This window comes from Paenibacillus sp. VTT E-133280 (genome assembly GCF_002264385.1).
Taxonomy (GTDB): Bacteria; Bacillota; Bacilli; order Paenibacillales; family Paenibacillaceae; genus Paenibacillus_AQ; species Paenibacillus_AQ nitricinens.
Genome location: NZ_NFUX01000024.1, coordinates 57,801 through 79,969 on the forward strand (window position 1 = coordinate 57,801; position 22,169 = coordinate 79,969).

The 22,169-nt window shown below is 44.4% G+C and carries 21 protein-coding genes; 3 read left to right on the top strand and 18 right to left on the bottom strand.

Annotated features, from left to right (window positions below; genetic code table 11):
* Position 1: 1 nt before the first annotated feature.
* The 12 genes from CA600_RS12895 to CA600_RS12950 form a co-directional block, all read right to left on the bottom strand.
* Positions 2 to 829 carry a hypothetical protein gene (locus tag CA600_RS12895; protein ID WP_094870543.1) on the bottom strand — a complete coding sequence of 276 codons (828 nt, stop codon included), beginning with the start codon at positions 827 to 829 and terminating at the stop codon, positions 2 to 4.
* Positions 808 to 1,689 (bottom strand): hypothetical protein, encoded by an 882-nt coding sequence (locus CA600_RS12900; RefSeq protein WP_094870544.1) that lies wholly within the window; start codon positions 1,687 to 1,689, stop codon positions 808 to 810. The genes CA600_RS12895 and CA600_RS12900 overlap by 22 nt, the downstream gene beginning before the upstream one ends.
* Positions 1,689 to 2,762: a MinD/ParA family ATP-binding protein gene (locus tag CA600_RS12905; RefSeq protein WP_094870545.1), complete on the bottom strand. Its 1,074-nt coding sequence runs from the start codon at positions 2,760 to 2,762 to the stop codon at positions 1,689 to 1,691. Before CA600_RS12905 ends, CA600_RS12900 begins: the two co-directional genes overlap by 1 nt.
* Before the next feature lie 507 nt (positions 2,763 to 3,269).
* Positions 3,270 to 4,196 carry a 5'-3' exonuclease gene (locus CA600_RS12910; protein WP_094870546.1) on the bottom strand — a complete coding sequence of 309 codons (927 nt, stop codon included), beginning with the start codon at positions 4,194 to 4,196 and terminating at the stop codon, positions 3,270 to 3,272.
* 222 nt (positions 4,197 to 4,418) lie between these two features.
* The gene (locus CA600_RS12915) at positions 4,419 to 4,793 is read right to left on the bottom strand and encodes an arsenate reductase family protein (RefSeq protein WP_094870547.1); all 375 of its coding nucleotides are present in this window, start codon (positions 4,791 to 4,793) and stop codon (positions 4,419 to 4,421) included.
* A 173-nt stretch (positions 4,794 to 4,966) separates the two neighbouring features.
* Entirely contained in the window at positions 4,967 to 5,956 is a 990-nt protein-coding gene (locus tag CA600_RS12920) for an RluA family pseudouridine synthase (RefSeq protein WP_094870548.1), read from the bottom strand.
* 1 nt (position 5,957) lies between these two features.
* Positions 5,958 to 6,524: a cob(I)yrinic acid a,c-diamide adenosyltransferase gene (locus CA600_RS12925; protein WP_094870549.1), complete on the bottom strand. Its 567-nt coding sequence runs from the start codon at positions 6,522 to 6,524 to the stop codon at positions 5,958 to 5,960.
* 184 nt (positions 6,525 to 6,708) lie between these two features.
* A complete protein-coding gene (locus CA600_RS12930; RefSeq protein ID WP_052404481.1) occupies positions 6,709 to 6,897 on the bottom strand; it encodes an aspartyl-phosphate phosphatase Spo0E family protein in 189 nt (62 codons plus the stop codon).
* 251 nt (positions 6,898 to 7,148) lie between these two features.
* Positions 7,149 to 8,369 carry an aminotransferase class I/II-fold pyridoxal phosphate-dependent enzyme gene (locus CA600_RS12935; protein WP_094870550.1) on the bottom strand — a complete coding sequence of 407 codons (1,221 nt, stop codon included), beginning with the start codon at positions 8,367 to 8,369 and terminating at the stop codon, positions 7,149 to 7,151.
* Between the two features lie 13 nt (positions 8,370 to 8,382).
* Positions 8,383 to 8,883: an Lrp/AsnC family transcriptional regulator gene (locus CA600_RS12940; RefSeq protein ID WP_094870551.1), complete on the bottom strand. Its 501-nt coding sequence runs from the start codon at positions 8,881 to 8,883 to the stop codon at positions 8,383 to 8,385.
* Between the two features lie 260 nt (positions 8,884 to 9,143).
* Positions 9,144 to 9,530, bottom strand: coding sequence for a spore coat protein (locus tag CA600_RS12945; protein ID WP_094870552.1), 387 nt, complete (start codon positions 9,528 to 9,530; stop codon positions 9,144 to 9,146).
* Between the two features lie 30 nt (positions 9,531 to 9,560).
* Positions 9,561 to 9,794: a spore coat protein gene (locus CA600_RS12950; protein ID WP_094870553.1), complete on the bottom strand. Its 234-nt coding sequence runs from the start codon at positions 9,792 to 9,794 to the stop codon at positions 9,561 to 9,563.
* A 177-nt stretch (positions 9,795 to 9,971) separates the two neighbouring features.
* Between CA600_RS12950 and CA600_RS12955 the strand changes: the two genes are divergently transcribed.
* Positions 9,972 to 11,195, top strand: a complete 1,224-nt coding sequence (locus tag CA600_RS12955; protein WP_094870561.1) for an NAD(P)/FAD-dependent oxidoreductase — start codon at positions 9,972 to 9,974, stop codon at positions 11,193 to 11,195.
* 90 nt (positions 11,196 to 11,285) lie between these two features.
* Here CA600_RS12955 and CA600_RS12960 read toward each other — a convergent pair whose 3' ends face one another.
* The 3 genes from CA600_RS12960 to CA600_RS12970 all read right to left on the bottom strand — a co-directional run bounded on the left by CA600_RS12960 (position 11,286) and on the right by CA600_RS12970 (position 14,860).
* On the bottom strand, positions 11,286 to 11,828 hold the full coding sequence (locus tag CA600_RS12960; RefSeq protein ID WP_094870554.1) for a hypothetical protein: 543 nt from the start codon (positions 11,826 to 11,828) through the stop codon (positions 11,286 to 11,288).
* A gap of 214 nt (positions 11,829 to 12,042) precedes the next feature.
* Positions 12,043 to 12,462, bottom strand: a complete 420-nt coding sequence (locus tag CA600_RS12965; RefSeq protein WP_042125581.1) for a DUF350 domain-containing protein — start codon at positions 12,460 to 12,462, stop codon at positions 12,043 to 12,045.
* 31 nt (positions 12,463 to 12,493) lie between these two features.
* Positions 12,494 to 14,860: an endonuclease MutS2 gene (locus tag CA600_RS12970; protein WP_094870555.1), complete on the bottom strand. Its 2,367-nt coding sequence runs from the start codon at positions 14,858 to 14,860 to the stop codon at positions 12,494 to 12,496.
* Positions 14,861 to 15,010: 150 nt separating this feature from the next.
* Between CA600_RS12970 and CA600_RS12975 the strand changes: the two genes are divergently transcribed.
* Positions 15,011 to 15,358 carry a phage holin family protein gene (locus tag CA600_RS12975; RefSeq protein WP_060625232.1) on the top strand — a complete coding sequence of 116 codons (348 nt, stop codon included), beginning with the start codon at positions 15,011 to 15,013 and terminating at the stop codon, positions 15,356 to 15,358.
* Between the two features lie 69 nt (positions 15,359 to 15,427).
* Here the strand turns inward: CA600_RS12975 and CA600_RS12980 are convergent, their stop codons facing one another.
* Positions 15,428 to 16,495, bottom strand: a complete 1,068-nt coding sequence (locus tag CA600_RS12980; RefSeq protein WP_094870556.1) for a GGDEF domain-containing protein — start codon at positions 16,493 to 16,495, stop codon at positions 15,428 to 15,430.
* A gap of 241 nt (positions 16,496 to 16,736) precedes the next feature.
* On the opposite strand from CA600_RS12980, the gene CA600_RS12985 reads away from it, so the two are divergent.
* Positions 16,737 to 17,165 carry a cupredoxin domain-containing protein gene (locus tag CA600_RS12985; RefSeq protein ID WP_256989831.1) on the top strand — a complete coding sequence of 143 codons (429 nt, stop codon included), beginning with the start codon at positions 16,737 to 16,739 and terminating at the stop codon, positions 17,163 to 17,165.
* A gap of 140 nt (positions 17,166 to 17,305) precedes the next feature.
* Here CA600_RS12985 and CA600_RS12990 read toward each other — a convergent pair whose 3' ends face one another.
* Together CA600_RS12990 and pheT are read right to left on the bottom strand one after the other, a co-directional pair.
* Positions 17,306 to 19,357 (bottom strand): hypothetical protein, encoded by a 2,052-nt coding sequence (locus tag CA600_RS12990; protein WP_256989833.1) that lies wholly within the window; start codon positions 19,355 to 19,357, stop codon positions 17,306 to 17,308.
* Positions 19,358 to 19,562: 205 nt separating this feature from the next.
* The gene (gene pheT / locus CA600_RS12995) at positions 19,563 to 22,007 is read right to left on the bottom strand and encodes a phenylalanine--tRNA ligase subunit beta (protein ID WP_094870558.1); all 2,445 of its coding nucleotides are present in this window, start codon (positions 22,005 to 22,007) and stop codon (positions 19,563 to 19,565) included.
* Between the last annotated feature and the right edge of the window lie 162 nt (positions 22,008 to 22,169).

Below are 22,169 nucleotides of genomic sequence, written 5' to 3' on the forward strand. Positions count from 1 at the left end.
TTTATTGATCCGCTAACCGATCTGCTAGTTTTTGGATCTCTTTTTTGAAATATTTATTGATTAGGGGGTTATCTTTTATGTATAGCCTGCCTTCATGTGCACGAACTACGGCATCCTTTACAAGTGGCAGGACAGAGACTATGTTAAAACCCATGTCCTTCATAACCTTATAGTCGAATTCAATATGCTGGATATTCATCATCACTACGCTGGTGAACTTAGCCGTACTTATCCCAACCGATTTGGCATAGTCCAGCAGCTTCACCATATTTATCGTAGCTTCCATCCTCTCTGTTGCCGTAAAGAATCCGATGTGACAATATTTCATGGCACCTAGACAAAATTCCAATGGAGGGTTGTTGGGAATGTCGATCAGCACAATATCAAACATTTGCTTAAGTGTAGTAATAACACGCTCCAAATTCTCAAACTCGAAGTCAAAATACTCCTCCATTAAATCCTGTGGACTAGGTGATAACAGGAACAGCTTCTCATATTTGGTCTGTTGTAATTCATCTCTGAAATCTACCTTGTCGCTTTTTAACACTTTAATTAATCCTTGACCCTTCTTCTGAGTAGGGACATCTAGAAATTGATATAAGTTTGGATAAAATACTTTAAGGTCAACTACACAAGTATTCAGGCCCTTTTGAGATAACAGATAGCTTAAGTTACTTATTAGCATGGCATTATCTACACCATCACAAGCAGGGATGAAGCCTACCACACTGTAAATCAGGTTATTCTCCTGAAGTTCAGCACCGACGAGATCCTTCGAGGATATTTTCTGAAAAATACTGTCGATTCCTAGTCCTCGTTTCCGATCCACGATTCCACCTCTTTCTCCAAAGTAGGCAGTTGGTCAATGATGACATCACTACTCTTTCTGCTAAGTATGGTGATCAGAAATGAATTTCCATTTAGACCTTTGTATTTGGCATAATTATTAATTTGTGCACTCGTGCCCTCCAGAAGCAGTGCTTTAGGTTGAATGTTCTTCAAGAAATCTTTGCTCTTCATGACATTCTGTTTTTTATCCTCGTTTAGCTTCTGAACTTCTTTATAGACTTCGTAGATGGAGTGACTGCTTGCGTTGAGCATATCCTTCACCACAATGCTTTCAAACAACACTTCTGTTTTTTTGATCGTATTCGTTGACTCGGAATAAATCGCGTTGGGATTGCCACCCGCGGCATCCTTCGCCTCAACCTCATAAGACACACGGATACGAACACGGTCTCCTGGCATCAAGATATCTCCACCTACCTCAAGAAAATTATAAGGAAGCGTCAACACCTCGTTCTTTTCATTCACTTGATAGAGCCATTCATTCTTTTGCGGTTTTTCATCCAGCAACTGATCTTTGTAAAGCACGCTGTTCCCTCGAAGATAATAGGCGGAAAGCTTGCCATTTACTGAATCTAAATCCTCAGACAAAAGCATATCCTCTGTGTATTCTTTTTTGATAATATTGTATTTCTCAATCATAGAATCCGTTATGACTACAAATGCCGGAATCCCCTCATTCGACTTCACTCGTAGCACTTCTACCACGTCGCTGGCATCTTTGCTGGCTTTCGTAATGACCATATAAGAAACCACAATGATCAATATACTAAAGAGCAAGGCTGCAACCCGTTTGAACATTTGCTTATTGGGTGTCGCATTCTTAAGCCCACTTAAATCCATTAACTGCTCCCCTCCAGTAATCTAAGAAGTATATTTCCGTAAGCCCGCTCATGGTCTTTGTTTGAATGTACAAGCGGCACATCGGTTTCGATCTGAGAATCGAAGTCTGTGTCATAAGAGACATGTCCAGCTACTTTCATTTCGTATGTAAAGCTTTCTAATAAGCCAGATGCCGTAACTGCACTAACCCTATCTGGTGTGAAAATATCGCCTTGAAATCTGGAACGATCATTATATTTAGTGACAATGACTTTAGATTTAGCATTCAAATAGGCTGCATTCTCCTTATCCAGCGACTCTTCTACATTCTTCAAAGTGCTTAATACAGCGTAAAGATTATTAGGAATACACAAACCAAAGCTGTCAATATGAATTAACGCTTCGCGAAATTGATCTAAGGAGTTCATAGGCAGATCCAATAAGATTAAATTAAATTTGTTCCGGAGTAGGGACAACAGACCGACAAGTTTAGAGCTGGTATAAAATTGCTCCATTAATTTCCGATCGGAAAAACTGTAGCCAAGCCCCGTCAGCCACATATTTTCTTTTAAATGATACGCCGTGGTCAAATAGTCCTGAGGTCTGGCTAGCGTCCGAATGAGAGAAGCATTAATATCCTCATCCCGCTTGGTACGCTCATGAAAGCTGCTGAAATACATATTTGTACTTCGATATTCGATATCCAGGTCCACGATCAATACACTCAGACCTCGTTTACTTGCTTCACTCGCCACATTGATAGTTGTACTAGTGATTCCACACCCGCTATGACCGGTTATCGCCACAATGCGACTAATTCCGCGACTAACCTTATCAAGTTCCCTAGTAAGGCTATCCGTGGCCTGTAATTCAGGTGGAGCTTTGGGTTTTGGTTTAAAACGATCTAGAAATGACCCTTTCTTGTCGATATTCTTTGAATGATTCTTATTTTCGTGAGGCTTTGTCTCATGTTTGAATTTCTGTTTGGTATCAGATAATTGCTCTAAAGCTTCACGAAATAGTCCTGGTGTAATACGTATGTATTCGAAAGTCTTTATTTGGAGATTCGGATATCTAGAGATGAGATTCTCCATTTCTATGTCTTTCCTTATGTCCCTGGTGAGGATTAAAATCTTTACATTTGACTGTTGGTTAGCTATGAGCCAACGGATAAGGTTATTTAAATCACTCCTGTTCTGTTCCATACTCGTAGATAATGCATCATCAGTTATGAATATGCTATCTACAGATGGTTTAATGTTCTGTAAAAACTCTAAGGTACTGCTTAGTACTAATTCTGAATCATTTACTACGTCTATGGCCCGCGTGCAATACTTTTCTACTATTTTCTGCAGCTTGTGCGTAACCAAGAGTATCTCCATCTCATCACCTACTATGGAAAATAATCACCTAAATATTTCCTTCCGATTTTAAATAAACAGAATTTTAGGATTAGAAACCTTAAATTGAAATTTAGTCAAAATAAGACATTAAAAGATAAAATAATACAGAGATTCGACAATAAAAAAGGCAGGCCAAGGAAAATATCCTCGACCTGCCTTTATGTTTATTCGTCTTCTTATAAGAAGAGAACTCTCTCCTTAACCTAAATCGCCTAACTCAATCTGCACAATTCCCCGTTCGTCCTGCACCTCAGCGATCAAATGCATCAAGCTGCCGAACTCCAGCTCTTGAAATTTGCGCGCAGCTGTTTCCCGCTGTAGTTGCCACAAGGCTTCCGTCAGCCCGCAGACCACAGGTACGTCGCAACGAATTTCCGCTAGCTCTCGCGATAAATGCAGCATATCCAGATCTGCTTCGATTTTGGTACGCACACCTTTTGGAAGTAGATGCAGATTCTCAATAACACCTTCAACTGTACCGTATTCGGTCAGCAGCTTCAGCGCAGTCTTCTCACCAATCCCTTTTACGCCGGGATAATTATCACTGGTATCGCCCATAAAGCCTTTCAGGTCAATCACCTGTCTAGGGGTTAGACCCTTTTCCTCCAGCAATTCAGCAAGGTCATACACTTTATAGTTAGAGCGTCCCTTTTTCATAATGACGACCTTAACGTTCTCATCAATGAGCTGAAGCATATCATGGTCACCCGTCAAAATATATACCTCAGAGTTTTCACTGTAACAAGAAGCCAGCGTACCAATGCAATCATCCGCTTCGTAGCCAGCAAGTCCAATATTCGGCACCCCAAGCTCAGCTACTACATCTTTTACTAGATCAAACTGTGGAATCAGCTCTAACGGCGCTTCAATCCGATTCGATTTGTAACCATCGTATTTCTCGGTGCGGAACGTTCCTTTGCCCATATCCCAGCAGCATACGACGTGAGAAGGCTCAAATGTACTTACTGCATCGAAAAAATACTGTAAAAAACCATACACTGCATTCGTAGGCAATCCAGCTTTTGTCTTGCGGATATATCCTCCATAAGAGGTCGCATAAAAGGCCCGGAACAGCAGAGCCATTCCATCTACAAGCATTACACGGCCCGTTGTTTCTGCTCTCATGTATAAACCTCTCCCTTAATCGTTCATTGTATTGTTATTAAGCACTTGTCCATACTATTGCACAAAGAGTATTCTATCAGAAAATACTTAATCTGATAAGGGATCATAAAGTTACACATATGGGAGCTTATTCTTATCCTTTGAAAATAATAAGCATAAACCTATCAGCAAAGGGATGCCTCAACAGCCATGATATGACTGTTGGGACATCCCCTTTAGGATTTATGCCTTGGAAGTATTGGTCCAAGCTTCAGCATATTGATCTTCTTTAAAGCCTACCGTAACTTTAACGCCATCAGTGACAATCGGACGTTTATTTAGCATACCATGGCTCGCGAGCAGCTCAAGCTTCTCCTGCTCACTAAGCTGTGCCATTTTGTCCTTAAGACCCAATGCTTTATAGACTTCACCACTTGTATTAAAAAACTTTTTCAGTTCAAGTCCGCTATTGGCCAGCAATTCACGCAGCTCCTCAACGGTAGGCGGCTGTTCTGCGATGTTTTGAAGCTCTAGCTCATGACCTTGAGCTTGTAGCCATTTTACTGCGCTGCGGCAGGTGCTGCATTTTGGATATTGATATACTTTTAGTTTGCTCATGTTGTGCTCCTTTAATGGTCGGCTAATAATTCGTAGTTTCGGGGAATGTTTGGACTTCCGGCCGCTGTTGTCGCAAGAATTTCTCCATTATACCGCTAATCACGGTTGAAATCCGGAGAAGTCTATGCTTACGAAGTGTTCCCCTTCATTACTTCATAGCCTGAATATTATTTTTACCTCAAATTCGCTTTCGGGCCTTGCTCCAGTATCTCCTCCAAAGCCGCCATATCAGGCGGCAAAGGTGCTTCAAAGATCATTTCCTGCAGAAGCACTGGGTGTTTGAACGTCAGACGTACCGCATGCAGAGCTTGACGTGGGATGGAAGCATCTAGTGCTGCAACGGAATCCAACTGTTCACTTTGAGTTGAACTCAATTCCTGTAAATTATACAGTTCATGACGATACATGCTGTCACCAATCAAAGGACAGCCGATAGAGGTCATATGGACCCGAATCTGATGAGTACGACCACTCTCCAGCTTCAGTTCAACTTTTGAACCTTGTGCATATACGGTTTTAACCTCATATCGAGTCAGAGAAGGATAACCATCCGGTGTCACGATACGCCGATGCGGCTCCTCAGGATCACGGTCAATAGGTCCGTCAATATCGCCGAAAGGCTCCAAAGGAGCCCCATGAATAAATGCAGCATAACGTTTGTCCACTGTACCCGCAATCATCTGCTCAGAAATATGCTGATGGCTATATGGATTCTTGGCGATGATTAACACACCGGAGGTTTCCTGGTCCAGACGATGGACGGGTCGAAAGCGGAAGCGTTCATTTTTTTGCGCCCAATAATGAACTACTCCGTTAGCCAGTGTATCCGTGTAATGTCCATGTGTGGGATGCACGATGATCCCTGCTGCCTTGTTTACTACGAGCAGATGCTCATCTTCAAATAGAATTTCAAAGGGAATCGGTTGCGGTAAAATATCATCTGAAGTCTCTGTTTCCATGCGAATCTGTACAATATCGCCTGCCTTAACATGTACGCTGATATAGACACGTTCACCATTTAAGGTAATGCCTTGTTCTGTTTGCTTAAGCCGTGACAACAATTTACGTGAGACATCCATCCGTTTATGCAGGATCGTCTTCAAGAGCCAGTCATCCTCTTCAGGCGGTATAATGTAAGTAATAGGTGAGTAATAGCTAGTCATATTAGTCCCGGAACACCTTTTTACTGCGAATATATTCTACATCAGTAATCCCTGCCCGTGTATTAGCCGTCCTAGCCAGTGCAAAGAAATAATCGGATAACCGGTTCAAATAAATAACTGCTTCCGGGTTAATGTCTGCATTTCGTCCAAGTGTAACTGCCCGACGTTCCGCCCGGCGGCAAACCGTACGGCACACATGTAGAACCGAAGCTAACGGACTGCCCCCGGGGAGGATGAATTTTTCTAGTGGCGGATTCTCTGCTTGAAGATCATCAATCCAGCCCTCCAGCCGTTTAGCCATCTCACTTGTTACCATATATTGACCACCATCACCTAGCTTAATAAAAGCCAGATCGGTGCCGCAATCGAATAGCTCATGCTGAATTTCCAGCAGCTGCTCGCGTACATCATCAAACTTATCGTCCTCCATCAGGCTCCGTGCCTGCCCTACAAAGCAATTTAGTTCATCAATGGTTCCGTAAGCTTCAACTCGGACATCGTCCTTGCCAACCCGGCCGCCAATTACTGAAGTTTGACCCGCATCACCCGTGCGTGTATAGATCACCATGGCTTACTCCTCCTATCCATTCTTCAAATCACATAATGCTAGTTTAAGCTTTCTTATATAAAAATGGCAAATGAAGAGTATAACATATCCTCTCCAATAGTGACTGCAATATTGCGAGGTATGAGCTTAAAAAGGAACAACAAAAAGAGGACCCTAGGGTCCTCTTTAACAGCATGTAGCGACGTTATTTCCCAACTGGACGCCCCTTCATGTATTCATTTATCTTGAGATCCAGTAAACTGCTAATTTCAATCACATTATCTGAAGTGAATGATTTTTCCTGCAAAAAAAGCTGCTCCATTTTGCTACGGAGTATTCTAATTTCATCTTCCAGAGAGAGTATGCGAGCAGAAGCATCACCCTTGGGGGACAGTTTCCCACTTCCAGAAAAACACTGCCCTCCATAGGAAGGTAAGTAATAATCGGCACTAAGCACAATCATCCCTCCTAAAAGTATTATTGAGCGCGTGCCACAAAATGTCATTAAAGTAATAAAAGCAACTTCAAAGCAACGCTTAATTCCAGAGTAAAATGCATCCTTGTTAGTTTCTAATATAGGGGTTAATTACTCTCAAAGTAAAATAATACCATAGGATTATAGGATAGGCTATAGTCCAATTTTCTCTATTCCATTCTCTCTCGTTCCAGTTGTGTGACAAAAGAACCAATGCGTTCTATAGCTTCATTCAGTTGAGCTACTGATGTAGCATAGGAGCAGCGTAAGTAACCTTCACCACCTAAACCGAAGACACTTCCAGGTACAGCCGCCACCTTATATTCAAGCAATAATCGTTGTGCAAACTGATCAGAAGTCAGTCCCGTTTTGCGCACGCTAGGAAAAGCATAAAATGCACCTTGTGGTTCATGGCACTCCAGTCCGGCATCACGCAAACCTTTAACAATCAGCCTCCGCCGCTGGTTATAAGAATCGACCATTCGATCCTTCTCTTCCATCCCATTGGTCAGTGCCTCAAGTGCAGCCACCTGGCCCATAGAGGGAGCACACATCACAGTGTACTGGTGAATCTTAAGCATAGCGGAGATTAAGTCAGGGTGACCACAAGCATAACCCATTCTCCATCCGGTCATAGCAAAAGCCTTGGAGAAGCCGCTGACCAGAATCGTACGATCCATCATACCTGGCAGTGCGGCAAAGCTTACATGATTAATTCCATAAGTCAATTCCGCATAAATCTCATCAGAAATTACAATAAGATCATGCTTCTCTACAACCTTGGCGATCGGCTCCCAATCCTCTCGGGTCATCACACTTCCGGTTGGGTTACTCGGGTAGCACAGAATCAAAACTTTGGAGCGCGGAGTAATCTTGGCTTCCAAACTCTCTGCCGTTAGCTTAAAGTTATTCTCTCCAGTCGTTTCAATACCTACCGGAATTCCCCCGCCAATAGCCGTTATCGGTGAATAGGAAATATAGCAAGGTTCGGGTATGAGAATCTCATCGCCCGGTGTAATCAATGCACGCAAGGCCAGATCAATAGCCTCGCTTCCGCCGACCGTTGCTATAATCTGATTAGCAGGATCATAATCCACTGCAAAACGGGTATGCAAATAATTCGCAATTCCCTCCCGTAGCTCGGGCATACCTGCATTGGATGTATATCCTGTAAACCCTCTTTCCAGCGAATAGACACAAGCTTCTCTGACATGCCACGGGGTCTTAAAATCAGGCTCCCCGACTCCAAGTGATATGATATCCTTGCTGCCTGCAGCCAGATCAAAAAACTTACGAATACCCGAAGGCTGAATTTGCTGTACTAGCGGGGCCAAATAAGAATTCATAGATTTGCTGTCTTCTCCAGTTAGCTGCGTTTTATTCGTGATCATATGATTACTTCCTTTATGGAGAGATCATCAGACGGTTGTCTTCCTCATGCTCCTCGAAGATGATCCCATCCTGTTTGTATTTTTTAAGGGTAAAGTTCGTTTTAGTTGAGAGTACTGAATCAATTGGAGACAACTTCTCGGAAACAAAATTGGCCACCTCACGTAAATTCCGGCCTTCCACTTCTACCAGGAGATCGTAGGCACCTGACATCAGGTACACGGATTTCACTTGTGGATACAGGTAAATTCTTTCCGCAATGCCTTCAAAGCCGCGACCCCGTTCGGGTGTAATCTGCACCTCAATCAGTGCGGTCACTTTTTCATCATCCACTTTATCCCAGTTTACAACGGCAGCATACTTAACAATTACATGATCTTTCTCTAATTGCCCAATCGCCGTCTTTACGTCTTCTTCTTCCGCACCAAGTAGCGTAGCTAAGAGTGAAGTAGATCTTCTCGCGTCCTCTTTAAGCAGTTCCAGCACTTTCCTCTTTAGTTCGTTCATTTCCTTCATGCCTTCCCCTCCGGATAGTTCGCAAATGACGTTGCGCTATTCATGCGTCGTCCCGCGAAAAGAGTTTAATACTAATATGACATGAATTGAGCATCTCTGCAAACAAAATAACCCCATATGATATCCGCATAGAAGACTAGGTTTACTCAGCTAAATGGATTTTTATACAAAAAACGCCCGTTTATACCGGAGCTCTCGGTATAAACGGGCGTCTGCCTTAAGGTTATGGGACAGGATGCTTCATCTGCTAACCATCTTGGTTACATTAAATGAGACGGTTGATGTTGTCCATTCGATTGGTAGCTGTTCGCATTGTGAGCAATAGATCCAGATTGTCCTGTTTTTTGCTGAACGAACTGACCTGATTTTTGTTGCAATTGCTGTGCAGTTTGGAGTTGCTTGTCCACATCTTGGCGTAATGCTTTTGCAGGTGCAGGATACATATTCATTTGGGACATATGCGTGTACAGATCGCCCTGAAGTCGGAGCGTGTTCATGGTCATCTCATTAAAGACCCGGCGAACCGCTGGACATGCCGATTCCGTAGCAGCTGTCGCATACTCACGAACCGTCCGCTTCAAATCACACAAAATGGTGTTCATTAAGTCCTCATCTGGCATAAATGCTGCTGGATTCTGTGCATTCATTTTATAACCTCCTTAAGATTAATAATGCAATTATTGTGGGCTTGTTGGGGCGTACTGTTGATGCTGCTGGATTAGCTGAGTGAGTGTATCCATGTGCTGCGTGTGATTTTGGATATGCTGCAAACAAACTTGTCGGACCTGCTCGTTCTGCGTTGTCGCGGCGGTAGCCGCACATTGCTTAAGAAGCAAGTCCTCATTAGAGATGGAGTCTGCGATATATTCCAATTCTTTTCCACTTAGTGCCTGCATTTGCATTGATTGCATGAGTTGTAGTCCCTCCTTGTAGTTGATTCAAACAGGCTTTAGTATACCGCCAAAGCACACCATTTATTTGCCCAACAGCATAAGAGAGATATGACAAAAATAAGAACATCCTGCGAATGAGACGGTAAAATGCCGCCCATACTTAATTATGGAACGAATGAAGGAGCGATCAATTTCATGAGACTAAACAGCGGCACCCCCCCATGGAGAAACACTTTACAAGACCCTCCAACTTATCCTGTGCTAGAGGATATCGTTCACTGTGATTGCCTAATTGTAGGCGCTGGAATGGGTGGAGCAATGGCTTCTTATCGCCTGTCGTTAAGCGGAGCTGAGACTGTTCTGATCGAAAAAAGACGAGTCGGAAGCGGAAGCTCACATGCCAATACTGGTTTACTGCAGATATCTAACGACAAATCGTTAACCTCATGCATGAACACGTTTGGAGAAAAGAGCGGCTTGCTCTTTTATCAGCTATGCCAAGCAGGGGTAAGAAATATTCTGGATCTGCCGGCCCAGCTCGATATCGATCCCCAGATTATTCCTCGCAGCAGCCTTTTATATGCCAGTACACCAGAGGATGTACCTGCTCTGCGAGAAGAATATGAGAATCTCGTTGCTCACGGATTCGATTCTGATTTCTGGGAGGAGGATAAAATTGCTTCGCTGTATTCTTTTTCTAAACCTGCTGCACTTTATTCACGCAGTGATGCAGAAGCGAACCCTTTCCGGACAGTTCACAGCCTGATCGCTAAGGCAGCAATCAATGGTGTACACGTTTATGAGCAGACCGAGGCTAAACATTATGAGTTTACTAAAGATGGAGTAATCTGCCACACAGAGAACGGACGTATTATTGCGAAGAAGGTTATTTTTGCAATGGGTTATGAAACGCAGGAGTTTAAAAAAGACCGAGGCGCTGAGCTGATCAATACGTATGCAGTGATGACCAAACCTTTGAAGGAATTCCCCAAGTGGCATGAGCGGAGCCTTCTCTGGGAAACCGCCCGACCGTATTTGTATTTTCGGACAACGCCGGAGGGACGTATTATTGCAGGAGGTAAAGATGAACCGTTGACGGATCCAGAGCGCCGTGATGTCAGAGTGATTTCACAAAGTCAAAGGTTATTGGAAGAGCTGGAAGCTTTGTTTCCTGAAATCAAAGGCATTGAGATAGAATACTCCTGGGGTGCTGTATTCGGCTCTACGCGTGATGGGCTTCCTTATATCGGCCCTCATCCCAAGTTCCCTCATTGCTACTTCATCGAGGGTTATGGGGGCAATGGGACGGTGTACAGCATGATTGCTGCGGAGTTATTAACAGATACGATTGCGGGTAAACATCGGCCGGAGCTTGATCTATTCTCATTGACACGAACTGCCAAACCTTCTCCTTCTTAAAAAATGGACGTGAATAAGCAGTATTGAGGTTTTAAAAAAAGCTTAGTCCTCTTATTGACAATAAGAGGACTAAGCTTTTTATGAGGATGCTTATGCTTTATCGGTACTCAGATTACGTACGAGCTGAATACGGTCTTCTTGCGCTAGGCTGTGCTGTACATGGAAGCACGAAGGGCACACATAAACATTAAGGGAGAATGGAGCTGTTAATACAGAGCCACCCAATGTAGCCGGTGAAGAAGGCTCGAAGCTGCCAACAAGCTGCTTACCCGCAAGGATAGTTAACTCATGGCATTGTGTACATTCCGGAGCTTCTTCCTGAATCGCTAGGATAGCCGATACACGTTCTTCATACTTATTCAAATCATAATCGTCACCGAATTGGTTGAGCGTGTTGTAGATTGGAACTACACTGTCTTTGTCGACGTCTCCCCAGAGATCATCATCATTAATGACCTCTTGTTTAGGTTGTTCTACGACTTCTTCTTCCTCTTCTTCGATACCGTCTATCCCTACATTAACCGTACGGTATCCACTAAGTTCATTGTTGCAGTGAGGACAATTTTCCTCAGGTCCGAATTCCTCGTCCCATACGATTTCAGTATGACACCAAGGGCACACAGTTGTTTCCATCTTAATAATCTCCTTCATACTTCACGTTTAAATTTAGTTCATCATTAAATAAATAATACCGGCTGCTATAAAAGCAATAGCTGACACAAACAAAACTCGGGTAAGAATCTTCATGAAATCCTCCTAATACCCCACAAAGTGGAGCTGCTCATTTCAAAGCTTGTCCAGCTTCATCTGGAATCCTTTGTAGGGAGGTGCAAAACTTTCTATTTTCTTAAAATATAGCTGCACCAATCACATAAGACAACGAAACCGAGATCAGCATCGCTATTAGCCCAACAGCACGGTTATCTGCAGCGATCTCCTCATCAATAGAGAACACTGGAGTCAGGAATTCAAATAAAAAATAGGCAAGCAGCAGCAGCAAAAAACCGACGACCGACCACTTCATCGTCTCATAAATCGAAACACCTGATTCAATGCTGAAACGCAGTACGTTGCAAATTCCGAAGATTTTGCCACCAGTAGCCATGGCTACTGCCAAGTTCCCCTTGCGAATTTCTTCCCAGCAATTATATTTCGTTACCATTTCAAAAATAGACAGAAATACAACAAGCCCAAGAATTGCTACTGCAAAGTAGCCAAGCAAGGCACCTAGCGGATGACCCAGCAAAAGATCAATATCTCCTTGCACACTTTCCCCTTCTTTCTGCCGGGCAATCCCGCTATTGCAGCTCAGCCACGGTTACGCCTGCGCCGCCTTCATTATAATTTCCAAGCCTATAGCTCTTAACATGTCTGTGTTTACGCAAATATTCTTGAATTCCTGTGCGGAGCACACCTGTCCCTTTACCATGAATAATAGAAATTTGGCCCAGATTTCCTAAGAAGGCTTCATCAATAAAACGATCCGTCTCCATAATCGCTTCTTCCAAATTCGTACCTCGCAAATCCAGTTCTCTGCGAATGTTCTCATCACGGGAGCGTTTAACGGTTGTCGCCTGCCGAAGAGGCGTTGGTACAGAGGCTGCTTTCGAAGAGAGCAGTTCCAAATCATCCAGGCTTACCTTCATCTTCATGATCCCAAACTGCACTACAGCCTCTTTAGAGCCGCTTAATTCCACTACAAAACCTTTTTGGTTTAAGCTATCTACCTTCACTTCATCACCAGGACCAATCGTCCGCGGAGCCTTAGCAGGCTTACGAGTAGCAGCTTTCTTACGCGGTGAAGGTTCCGCTTCGTCTAAACGTCTCCGTGCTTCAATCAGCTTATGCTCTTTGACTGAAGCGCCTTCTTCCATAGCTAAGCGGCGTAAATCACTGATGATTTCTTCCGCTTCTTTACGCGCTTTCTCCAAGATTGCACTGGCATCTTTCTCCGCTTTCTCCAGCCGTTTGTCCCGCTGGCTTTCCAGCTTCTCCAGCTCTTGTTGTTGTCTGCTGCGTAGTTCTTCTACTTCACGGCGGATGCTCTCTGCCCGTTCATGTTCTTGTTCCGCTCCAAGTCGATTCTCTTCGAGAGAGGCAATCATATGCTCAACACGCAGATCCTCTTCCTTCACTTCGCCACGCGCATGCTCCAGAATCGCACCTGGCAGACCTAATCGCTCTGCAATTGCAAAGGCGTTGCTTCGTCCAGGAACACCAATCAGCAGGCGGTAGGTAGGGCTGAGACTTTGAACATCGAACTCCATGCTGGCATTGATGACCCCTTTACGCTCATAAGCATAAGCTTTCAGTTCACTATAATGCGTGGTAGCGACCATACGGCATTCTATCCGGTGAATATGCTCCAGAATGGCAATTGCCAGCGCGGAACCTTCTGCCGGATCCGTACCTGCGCCCACTTCATCAAGCAGAATTAGACTCTTAGGAGTCATTCTCCGCAGAATGGAAATGATATTCGTCATATGGCTGGAGAATGTACTCAGACTCTGCTCAATACTCTGTTCATCCCCAATATCTGCATAAATGGCATCAAACACACACATTTGACTGCCTTCTTCTGCAGGGATGAACAAACCAGACATCGACATGAGACTCAACAATCCAATCGTCTTGAGTGTAACGGTTTTACCACCCGTATTCGGTCCGGTTACAATAATCGAGCTGTATTGGTTGCCCAGCTCCACATCCAGTGGAACCACATGCTCCGCAGGAATAAGCGGATGGCGTCCTTTGCGCAGCTTCAAATACCCGCGATCGTTCATACGAGGCTGCGTAGCCTTCATATCTCGGGCAAGACGCGCCTTGGAGAAGGTAAAGTCAAGCTCGCCAAGAATATCGATATCATAGGTCATTTCTTCGGCTATATCAGCTACAAGTGCTGTCAACCTATGCAATATGATCTCGATCTCCCGTTCTTCACGCAGCCGTGTTTCACGCAGCTTATTATTCATCGCGACAATAGACTCAGGCTCGATAAATAAAGTAGCCCCTGATCCGGACTGATCATGTACTATACCACCGAAATGCGCACGATACTCCGCTTTTACTGGAATAACAAACCGATCTCCACGAATGGTTACCAGCTGATCCTGCAGCATCTTAGCAACGGAAGAAGAACGAATCATAGAATCCAGCTTCTCACGAATCCGGGTCTCTCCTCCGCGTAATTCACGGCGAATCGTAGCCAGTTCAGAACTAGCTGTGTCAAGCACATCTGCGTTCTCGTCTATACATAAACGGATGGCATCTTCTACATGTTTTTGCTCCGATAAAACATCGCTGAGTGAAAATAGGAATTCTATCTTTTCCTCCTCATGCATAGCTGCCAGGAATCGTTTGACTCTTCTTGCGCCGCCAATGGTAGTTCCCACTGCCAGCAGTTCAGTTGTTCCCAACATTCCACCTATAGAGGCACGTTTTAGTGCTGCTCGAATATCGCTTATCCCGCCGAATGAAGGAATACCCTTCAGACGATCTACATTAGCCGCTTCATCCGTGGCTTGAAGTAGCTTCTTCACACCTTCAAAATCACCGGATGGTCTTAGTTGCTCCGCAGTCAATCGTCCCATTGAGGTTTGCGTATATTGCATTAATTTATTTAAAATCTTGCGATATTCAAGCGTATGCAAAATTTTGTCGTCCAATTACAGTCACAGCTCCCTTCATAGATGTTTCCATTATACAGAATTCAAGCCAATTTCGCTATTTGGTATCGGTTAAAGCATAAAAACAAGCATTAAGGTCACAATAAGAACTGCACATATCCTTAGCTTGGGCCAAAGGAGGTTAGTACAGTGAATTTCTTGAGTCATGTGGGTCGTTTTATTGTAGCAGCGCTTGTTCTGATGGTTGTTGGTTGGATTGTTCCACAGTTCACGATTGGTGGCTTCTGGAGCGCTCTAATCCTTGCACTGGTGATTGCGTTACTCGGCTGGGTTGTCGAAGGAATCTTCGGCAAAAAAGCAACACCCTTCGGGCGCGGTATCGTCGGTTTCATCGTTAGTGCATTAGTTATCTGGGTCGCTCAATTCGTAGTGAGTGGAGTCAGCGTTTCCATTCTAGGAGCTATCCTTGCGGCATTGGTCATCGGTATTGTCGATTTGTTTTTGCCGGTATCCACGCCGTTTGAGGCAGCAAAGTAACCAAAGCTATTCACAACACAGAACCCCTATTTCCGGTTCTTTTCCGGTAATAAGGGTTCTGTGTTGTTTTTATCCATATGACACAATCTCCGCTTCATGACGCTCAGCACAATTGACCACTCTGTTCTTGCCTTTCTTTTTAGCGGTATAGAGCGCTTTATCCGTTTTACGAAAAAGAAGCTCTTTCCCATCCCCAAGCTGATAATTACAAATTCCAATGCTGACGGTAATCGGCTTATTCCCAGCCTGCAAATGCTCGATTTGAGCAATATTGATCCGTAATTTCTCTACCGCCTCGTAAGACTCTGAAAAACTTTTGTCTGTAAAAATTACTGCAAACTCTTCACCGCCATATCTGGCCGCAAAATCATTTAACTCAATCATACCGCCAACCTTGTCCGCAATTACCTTAAGAACAAGATCCCCAACCCTGTGTCCGTAGGTATCATTAACTTGCTTGAAGTTATCTATATCGAAAAGAGCCAGCTGCAGTTGAAGGTTGTTGCTTTCACATTGCTCCAATAATGAATCCAAATATTCATGAAAGGTTTTATGATTATATAGTCCAGTGAGTGCATCTATCTTCAGCAGCTTATCCGAAATCGCCCTCTCCACCATTAGATCTTGGCCTTCCTTCGTTAATCTCTCCAGATTTACACGCGCTTCCCGCGCACGAATAATTACAGCCAGAGCCATCCCTACAAATATTATAAATACACACTCTACCATTAAGAATTCAAGCAGTGGTTTATGTAGGAATGGCCGTTCCAACCCGAAATATACCCCCGCATAAAACACAATACTAAATAGTCCCATTAGATACAGGAGCTTACGATCAAAATAAATAAGAGCGACCATAATCGGCATCATGAGCGTCATCTGAGCACCATCGATAAAAGGCTCTAATACAAAATACATAAGGTAGGACACTAAAAAACCACAACTAACCACCCCATATTTAGGGGATTGTTTATTATAACGAAGCCACAGCTCCGCAGTAATCATAAGGGCTACAATTAGTAAATTACAGGCTATAAATAAGTGCCATAGATTCGTGTCCATGGTTGTTTTTATTTGAAGCCGGTTAATATTCGACAAAAACAGCAACTGTGAGATTAATAAAAGAATAACTACCATCCAATAACCTTTTAAAATTCTACGGTGCCAAACCTCCGTATTTAGCGCATCGTTAGTACTTGAAATATGTATCCCCTACTTTTGTACGTTAATGTAATAGCTTTCATTATAATAAATTTTAGTTATATTTTCATCATTTATTTGCAATTTACGACAAAGTTTGAACAGTCTCCCTTGTTCACGGATTTTTCACATTTAATCAAAGCGCTTACTTAAATTTTAAGTTATGATGTCTACATAATTGTCACATTTTCACTATGCTTGGACTTCTTGGGAGGAGGTTTGGATCATTAAAAAATTTGCAATTCTACTTTCAATTGTGTTTGTTATAGCACTTACAGCCTGTGGAAACAACAATGATAGTGCTGCTGGCAAAGCTAACACATCGGAGCCAGAGATCGAGGCAGAAACAGAACTTATAATTACAGCTACAAATTACAGCTTTGATCAGGAAGAATACCATCTAAAAAAAGGTGTGCCCGTCAAAATTATTTTTAAAAACGATAGCGGCAATCACGGCATCCTTATCCCTGAATTCGAACTCCAGCTTAATAGCAAAAAGTCCTCGAAAGTAATTGTTCCAGAGGAAGCCGGCACATTCGAAATGACCTGTTCGATTATGTGCGGTTCCGGACATAGCGGCATGAACGCAAAAATCATTGTGGACTAGATAAATCATTAAATAGCCGATCGTTAGGGAATTGCCCTGACGATCGGCTATTTATTTACCCTAAATCATTGACAAACAGGGCTGACCTGAAATAGATTTCTCTACACATCAGGTACAGCCCTCTTTTTTGCATCCGACATTCAACTATCCTGTTCGATCAGTTGAATCCATTCATTATATTCATTTTGAAGCTTGGCATATTCCTCTTGAAGATTACGATGCTCATCCGTCATCTTCTGTAGTTCATTCTGATGCATCTCAAACTGGACCTGTAGCAGACGAAGTTGTCCTTGGGCCAACTCATAGTTCTCGCCGACTTCACCAAGCTGCTGAAGCACCTCACTGCGTTCACGTTCAATAGATTTCTGCTTAGCCTCAGCCTCACCGGCCTCCTGCTGCCAAATATCTATCTCTTCACGCAGCTTCGCCTCCAAATCACTCCACTGCTGCTGTCGCTCGAATAATTCCTCGTACTTTTGCTTCCATGAAGCGCCGTACGCCTCTGCTTGCCTCAGAACATCCTGCTGCTCTGCAACAGTAGCAGCGGCCTCAAGGCTAGCTTCAGACAATTCTTCTAAGCGTCGAGCTGTCTCTTCGCCTTCTTCCTGCAGCAGTTGATATCTTTCCTGCAGACGTTCTCCATCTTGCAGCACTTCATCATATTGAGAGATCAATTCCTCATAACGTTCACGAAGTGCTGACAGTTCCTTCTGAACCTGTCCACCTTGTTCACGGAGTGCTGCAGTTTCCTGTTCTGCATCCGTACGAAGCTGAACTTCCCGGTCTAACTGTTGTACTAATCCATCCGCTTGACCACGAAGGGTCTCAATCTCCTTTTGAAGCGCCAATGATTTCTCTTCGGTCTCCATTAGGTTCATTTCAAGCTCACTAATGTCTTCCATCCGTTTATCCGAGAGCTCCTGCCAATTTGCTGCCTCCGCCACAGATCCAGCCAGTTCTTCCTGAACACGGTGCAGATTCTCACTCGTTTCCTGTAGTGACTTCCGCAGCTCTGATGTTTCATTCTGGGACTGCTGGTAACGCTGGCGCAATTCTTCCAGCTCATCATTCAACAGCGTGCCTAGCTCAGTGGCTGTACGCAGCTCCTCACTGAGCTGTTCTTCGCGTTTAACAACCGCTTCATATTGTCCGAGCAGCGTCTGACGAGCATCTCGTTCACTCTTAAGGCTCGCCTCTGCCGCACGGAGTCTAGACTGAAGTTGTCCTGTTCCACCACGAAGCTCAGCCAGCTGTTTCTCGAGCTCTTGGATGCTTTGCTTATGTCTATGTTCCTGAGTACCTTGCGACTGTCGAAGTTCCTTATTCTTAGCAAGCTCCCGTTGTAGAGCTTCCCGCTCTTCAGCCAGTTCCTTGCCTAACTTCGTTGTCGTGTTCTCAAGCTCCTTACCTAGTGTCAACTTCGTCTCCTCGAGTTCCTTCCCTAATGTTGATTTAGTTTCCTCAAGCTGTTTCTCTAAGGTTGATCTAGTTTGGGTTAGCTCAAGTTCCAGAGCAGACATGGTATCTGTCTTCTCCTTAGTCAGCGTCTCACGAGTATTCTCCAGCTCTTGCAAATGCGCTGCCTTCTGCTCTTCCAGCTGCTGTAGACGGATGGCTTCTGCATTGGCCAGCGCCTCTCGATGATTCTCACGAATCATTGCCTGTTCAGCCTCATAGCTTGCCCGCAGTTCTTGCAGCTCCAGCTCACGCGCAAGCAGCTCCTCTTCCAGCTTCTCTCGCGCGGCGTCAGCCGCATGGGTTGCTTCCTGAAGCTGATCCGCATGTACCTTGCGCTCGTTCTCCTGGATCTCCAGATGACGCTTGCGCTCTTCTTCAACCGCAGCAATCAGTCGTGCTGCTTCTTCCTTAGCCGCCGCTTCAAGGCGTTCATATTCTTCTTGTCGCTCCCGCTGAACCTCCAGCAGGCGAGATACTTCCAATCGCAGTTCACTGCGTTCACCTGTCATCATGTTGAGTTCATTTTTAAAATCCTGAACCTGAATAGCCTGCTCCGCCATATGTACTGCTGCAAGCACCGCTATACGCGGCGTATCCAGTCTGTTGTGTGATTTAGAAATCGTGCGCATATGTTCGTCAACATAACGGGCCACTTGTTTCATATATTCAGTGCTGCTTCCGACGAGTTTATAGGAAGTTCCGTATATCTCCACGGCGACACGTGTCCGGTCCATAGCCACAGTTGTGCCCTCCTTTGTATGTGTGCGGATTCTAAGCTAGTCTTACTGTTTCTATTGTAGCTTTTTTCTTAAGCATTTGGCAAAATCCCTTGTAATCAATAGATTCTCGCTGATATCCTCCGCATTTCACTCTACCCAGAAAAAGCCGCAGCGAATCTCAGTTTCTAAATGGATTCGCTGCGGCTTTACACAATTCCTGCTATTTTCTTAATTCTGCGCCAAAAGTTTGTTGAAGGACTGATAATAGCTTATCATGCACTTCTCCAACCTCTTCATCTGTCAATGTATGTTCACTGTGACGATACAGCAGTGAGATCGCAATACTCTTCTTTCCACTCTCTAACTTGCCACCAGTGTACACGTCGAATACCTGTACGGATTGCAGCAAAGTTCCTCCGTTTGCACGGATGGAAGCTAGCATATCGCCCGCTGGTACAGTTGAATCTACAACCACAGCAATATCCCGTTCCATACCTGGGAAACGTGGAAGCTCATTATATTGCATACGGCTTTGCGTGTTATCATACAGCGGCTGCAGTAGAATCTCAGCTACATAAGTATCCACTAGATCAAGCTCTCTTTGCAGTTCCGGATGAAGCTGGCCCATAGTTCCAATCTTCACACGACCCTCGTCTCCGACTAAATATACCGACGCTGAACGCCCAGGATGATACCCTTCTGGACTATCTCCCTCGTAGATAATTCTGTCTGTAAGACCCAAATAAGCAAATACTGATTCCAGCGCACCCTTCAAATCAAAGAAATCTACAGGCTGTGCAGAAACGTTCCATTGCTTCACGGTTAGGCTACCGCTAAGCAACAACCCAAGCACCGGCAGTTCACGCGGCTGACGAGTCAACTGTTCTTCATCTGTGAAGAAAACATTGCCGATTTCAAACAACGCTAGATCGCTTTGACGACGGTTGGTATTGTAGCTAGCAATATCCAATAGTTGTGGCAGAAGGCTGGTACGCAGTACACTGCGTTCTTCACTCATTGGCATAGCCAATTTGACCGCTTGTGAGCCTTCCGATAACTCAGGGAACATTTTGCTTTGTTCCGGCTGGATGAAAGAGTAGCCCATCACTTCCTGATAACCGCCATGCGACAACAGGCGGCGCAGTTCACGGCGGAGTGATTGCTTATGCGTCAATGCGCCTGGCGTTGTAACTCCTTCAATCAAAGTCGTTGGAATGTTATCATATCCGTACAGACGAGCAATTTCTTCGATAAGGTCAACATCATAGCTGATATCGCCGCGTCTAGTTGGCACTTGAACTTCGATCAGCCCTTGTGCGGTATCCCCGCACTTGAAATGAAGACGGCCAAACAATGTCTTCACTTCTAGCAAGGACAGATCTGTTCCCAGATAACGGTTCAGCTTCTCCAAGGACAAAGTAAGTACCTTCTCTTCTCCAGCGACTGTTCCTGCTTGCACAATACCTTCATGCACAGATCCGCCAGCATAACGTGCAATAAGTACTGCAGCGCGATTCAATGCAGGGATCACTGCATTTGGATCCACTTCTTTCTCGAATCGAAGCGATGCTTCCGAGCGAAGTCCCAGTTGACGCGAGGTTTTACGAACGGTTCCTCCATCAAACTTAGCGGATTCCAGAACGAGATTTACCGTCTCAGCAGTAACTTCCGTATCCTGACCTCCCATTACTCCAGCCAGAGCTACTGCTTTAGCTCCATCAGCGATAACGAGCATATGTGGCTCAAGCTTCCGTTCTTGGCCATCAAGTGTAGTCAGGACTTCACCCTCATGAGCAAGACGAACGCCGAGTTCTCCGCCTTCTATTTTATCTGCATCAAAAGCATGAAGCGGCTGTCCGTATTCGAGCATCACATAGTTAGTGATGTCTACGATGTTGTTAATTGGACGAATTCCTGCCGCCATCAGACGATTCTGAATCCACAGCGGTGATGCTGCAGGTTTAACGCCTGAGATATAACGAACTGCGTAATGACTGTACTGTTCTTCATTCTCAATCTTAACGGAAATAGATTGCGCAGCTGCTCCGCTGACCTCAATCATTTCACTCGCAGGATCAGGCAATTTAATGTCGCGTCCAAGAATCGCGCTCACTTCATAAGCAGCACCAATCATGCTTAGGCAGTCTGAACGGTTCGGAGTCAGATCGAATTCCAGAATTTCATCATCTAGACCCAGCAACTTTGAAATATCTTGACCGATCTCTGTACCTTCAGGAAGTACAAGAATTCCTTCTTGTTGCTCTTTAGGAAGCAATTTATCATTGAGTCCCAATTCTTTAGCCGAGCAGATCATCCCTTGTGATAATACCCCGCGCAGCTTCGCTTTTTTGATATCCAGACCTGGCAGCTTAGCGCCAACAAGAGCTACAGGAACGGTTTGTCCCGCAGCCACATTTTTTGCGCCACAGACGATTTGCAGATCTTCACCTTGACCTGCATCCACGATACATACGTTCAGTTTATCCGCATCAGGATGTTTTTCTTTCGATTTCACATAGCCGGTTACGATACCGGAAATCCCTTTATTGCGGCGCTCTACTCCGTCAATTTCAATACCGGCAGCGGTAATCTTCTCCGCTAGCTTTTCGGCGGTTACTCCTTCAATCGATGTATAATCAGCCAACCATCCGGTTGATACTTTCATGTCCGCTCACTTCCTTTATGTTTCAGATGTATTTATCTACTTGCCGTTCGATCTGCTTCCTGTGGGATGCTGGATTAAGAGCTCTCAATTTCAACTACAAAACACTATTAAGAGCGGTCCCTGCAAGGAATCTTTGGACTTCCGGCCGCTGTTGTCCCCAGA

Bases quoted from the DNA above. Each gene is read 5' to 3' on its own strand.
- CA600_RS12900 (WP_094870544.1), bottom strand. From the start codon at position 1,689: ATGGATTTAAGTGGGCTTAAGAATGCGACACCCAATAAGCAAATGTTC.
- CA600_RS12905 (WP_094870545.1), bottom strand. From the start codon at position 2,762: ATGGAGAATCTCATCTCTAGATATCCGAATCTCCAAATAAAGACTTTC.
- CA600_RS12910 (WP_094870546.1), bottom strand. From the start codon at position 4,196: ATGAGAGCAGAAACAACGGGCCGTGTAATGCTTGTAGATGGAATGGCT.
- CA600_RS12915 (WP_094870547.1), bottom strand. From the start codon at position 4,793: ATGAGCAAACTAAAAGTATATCAATATCCAAAATGCAGCACCTGCCGC.
- CA600_RS12920 (WP_094870548.1), bottom strand. From the start codon at position 5,956: ATGACTAGCTATTACTCACCTATTACTTACATTATACCGCCTGAAGAG.
- CA600_RS12925 (WP_094870549.1), bottom strand. From the start codon at position 6,524: ATGGTGATCTATACACGCACGGGTGATGCGGGTCAAACTTCAGTAATT.
- CA600_RS12935 (WP_094870550.1), bottom strand. From the start codon at position 8,369: ATGATCACGAATAAAACGCAGCTAACTGGAGAAGACAGCAAATCTATG.
- CA600_RS12940 (WP_094870551.1), bottom strand. From the start codon at position 8,883: ATGAAGGAAATGAACGAACTAAAGAGGAAAGTGCTGGAACTGCTTAAA.
- CA600_RS12945 (WP_094870552.1), bottom strand. From the start codon at position 9,530: ATGAATGCACAGAATCCAGCAGCATTTATGCCAGATGAGGACTTAATG.
- CA600_RS12950 (WP_094870553.1), bottom strand. From the start codon at position 9,794: ATGCAATCAATGCAAATGCAGGCACTAAGTGGAAAAGAATTGGAATAT.
- CA600_RS12955 (WP_094870561.1), top strand. From the start codon at position 9,972: ATGAGACTAAACAGCGGCACCCCCCCATGGAGAAACACTTTACAAGAC.
- CA600_RS12960 (WP_094870554.1), bottom strand. From the start codon at position 11,828: ATGGAAACAACTGTGTGCCCTTGGTGTCATACTGAAATCGTATGGGAC.
- CA600_RS12980 (WP_094870556.1), bottom strand. From the start codon at position 16,495: ATGGTAGTTATTCTTTTATTAATCTCACAGTTGCTGTTTTTGTCGAAT.
- CA600_RS12990 (WP_256989833.1), bottom strand. From the start codon at position 19,357: ATGGACCGGACACGTGTCGCCGTGGAGATATACGGAACTTCCTATAAA.
- pheT (WP_094870558.1), bottom strand. From the start codon at position 22,007: ATGAAAGTATCAACCGGATGGTTGGCTGATTATACATCGATTGAAGGA.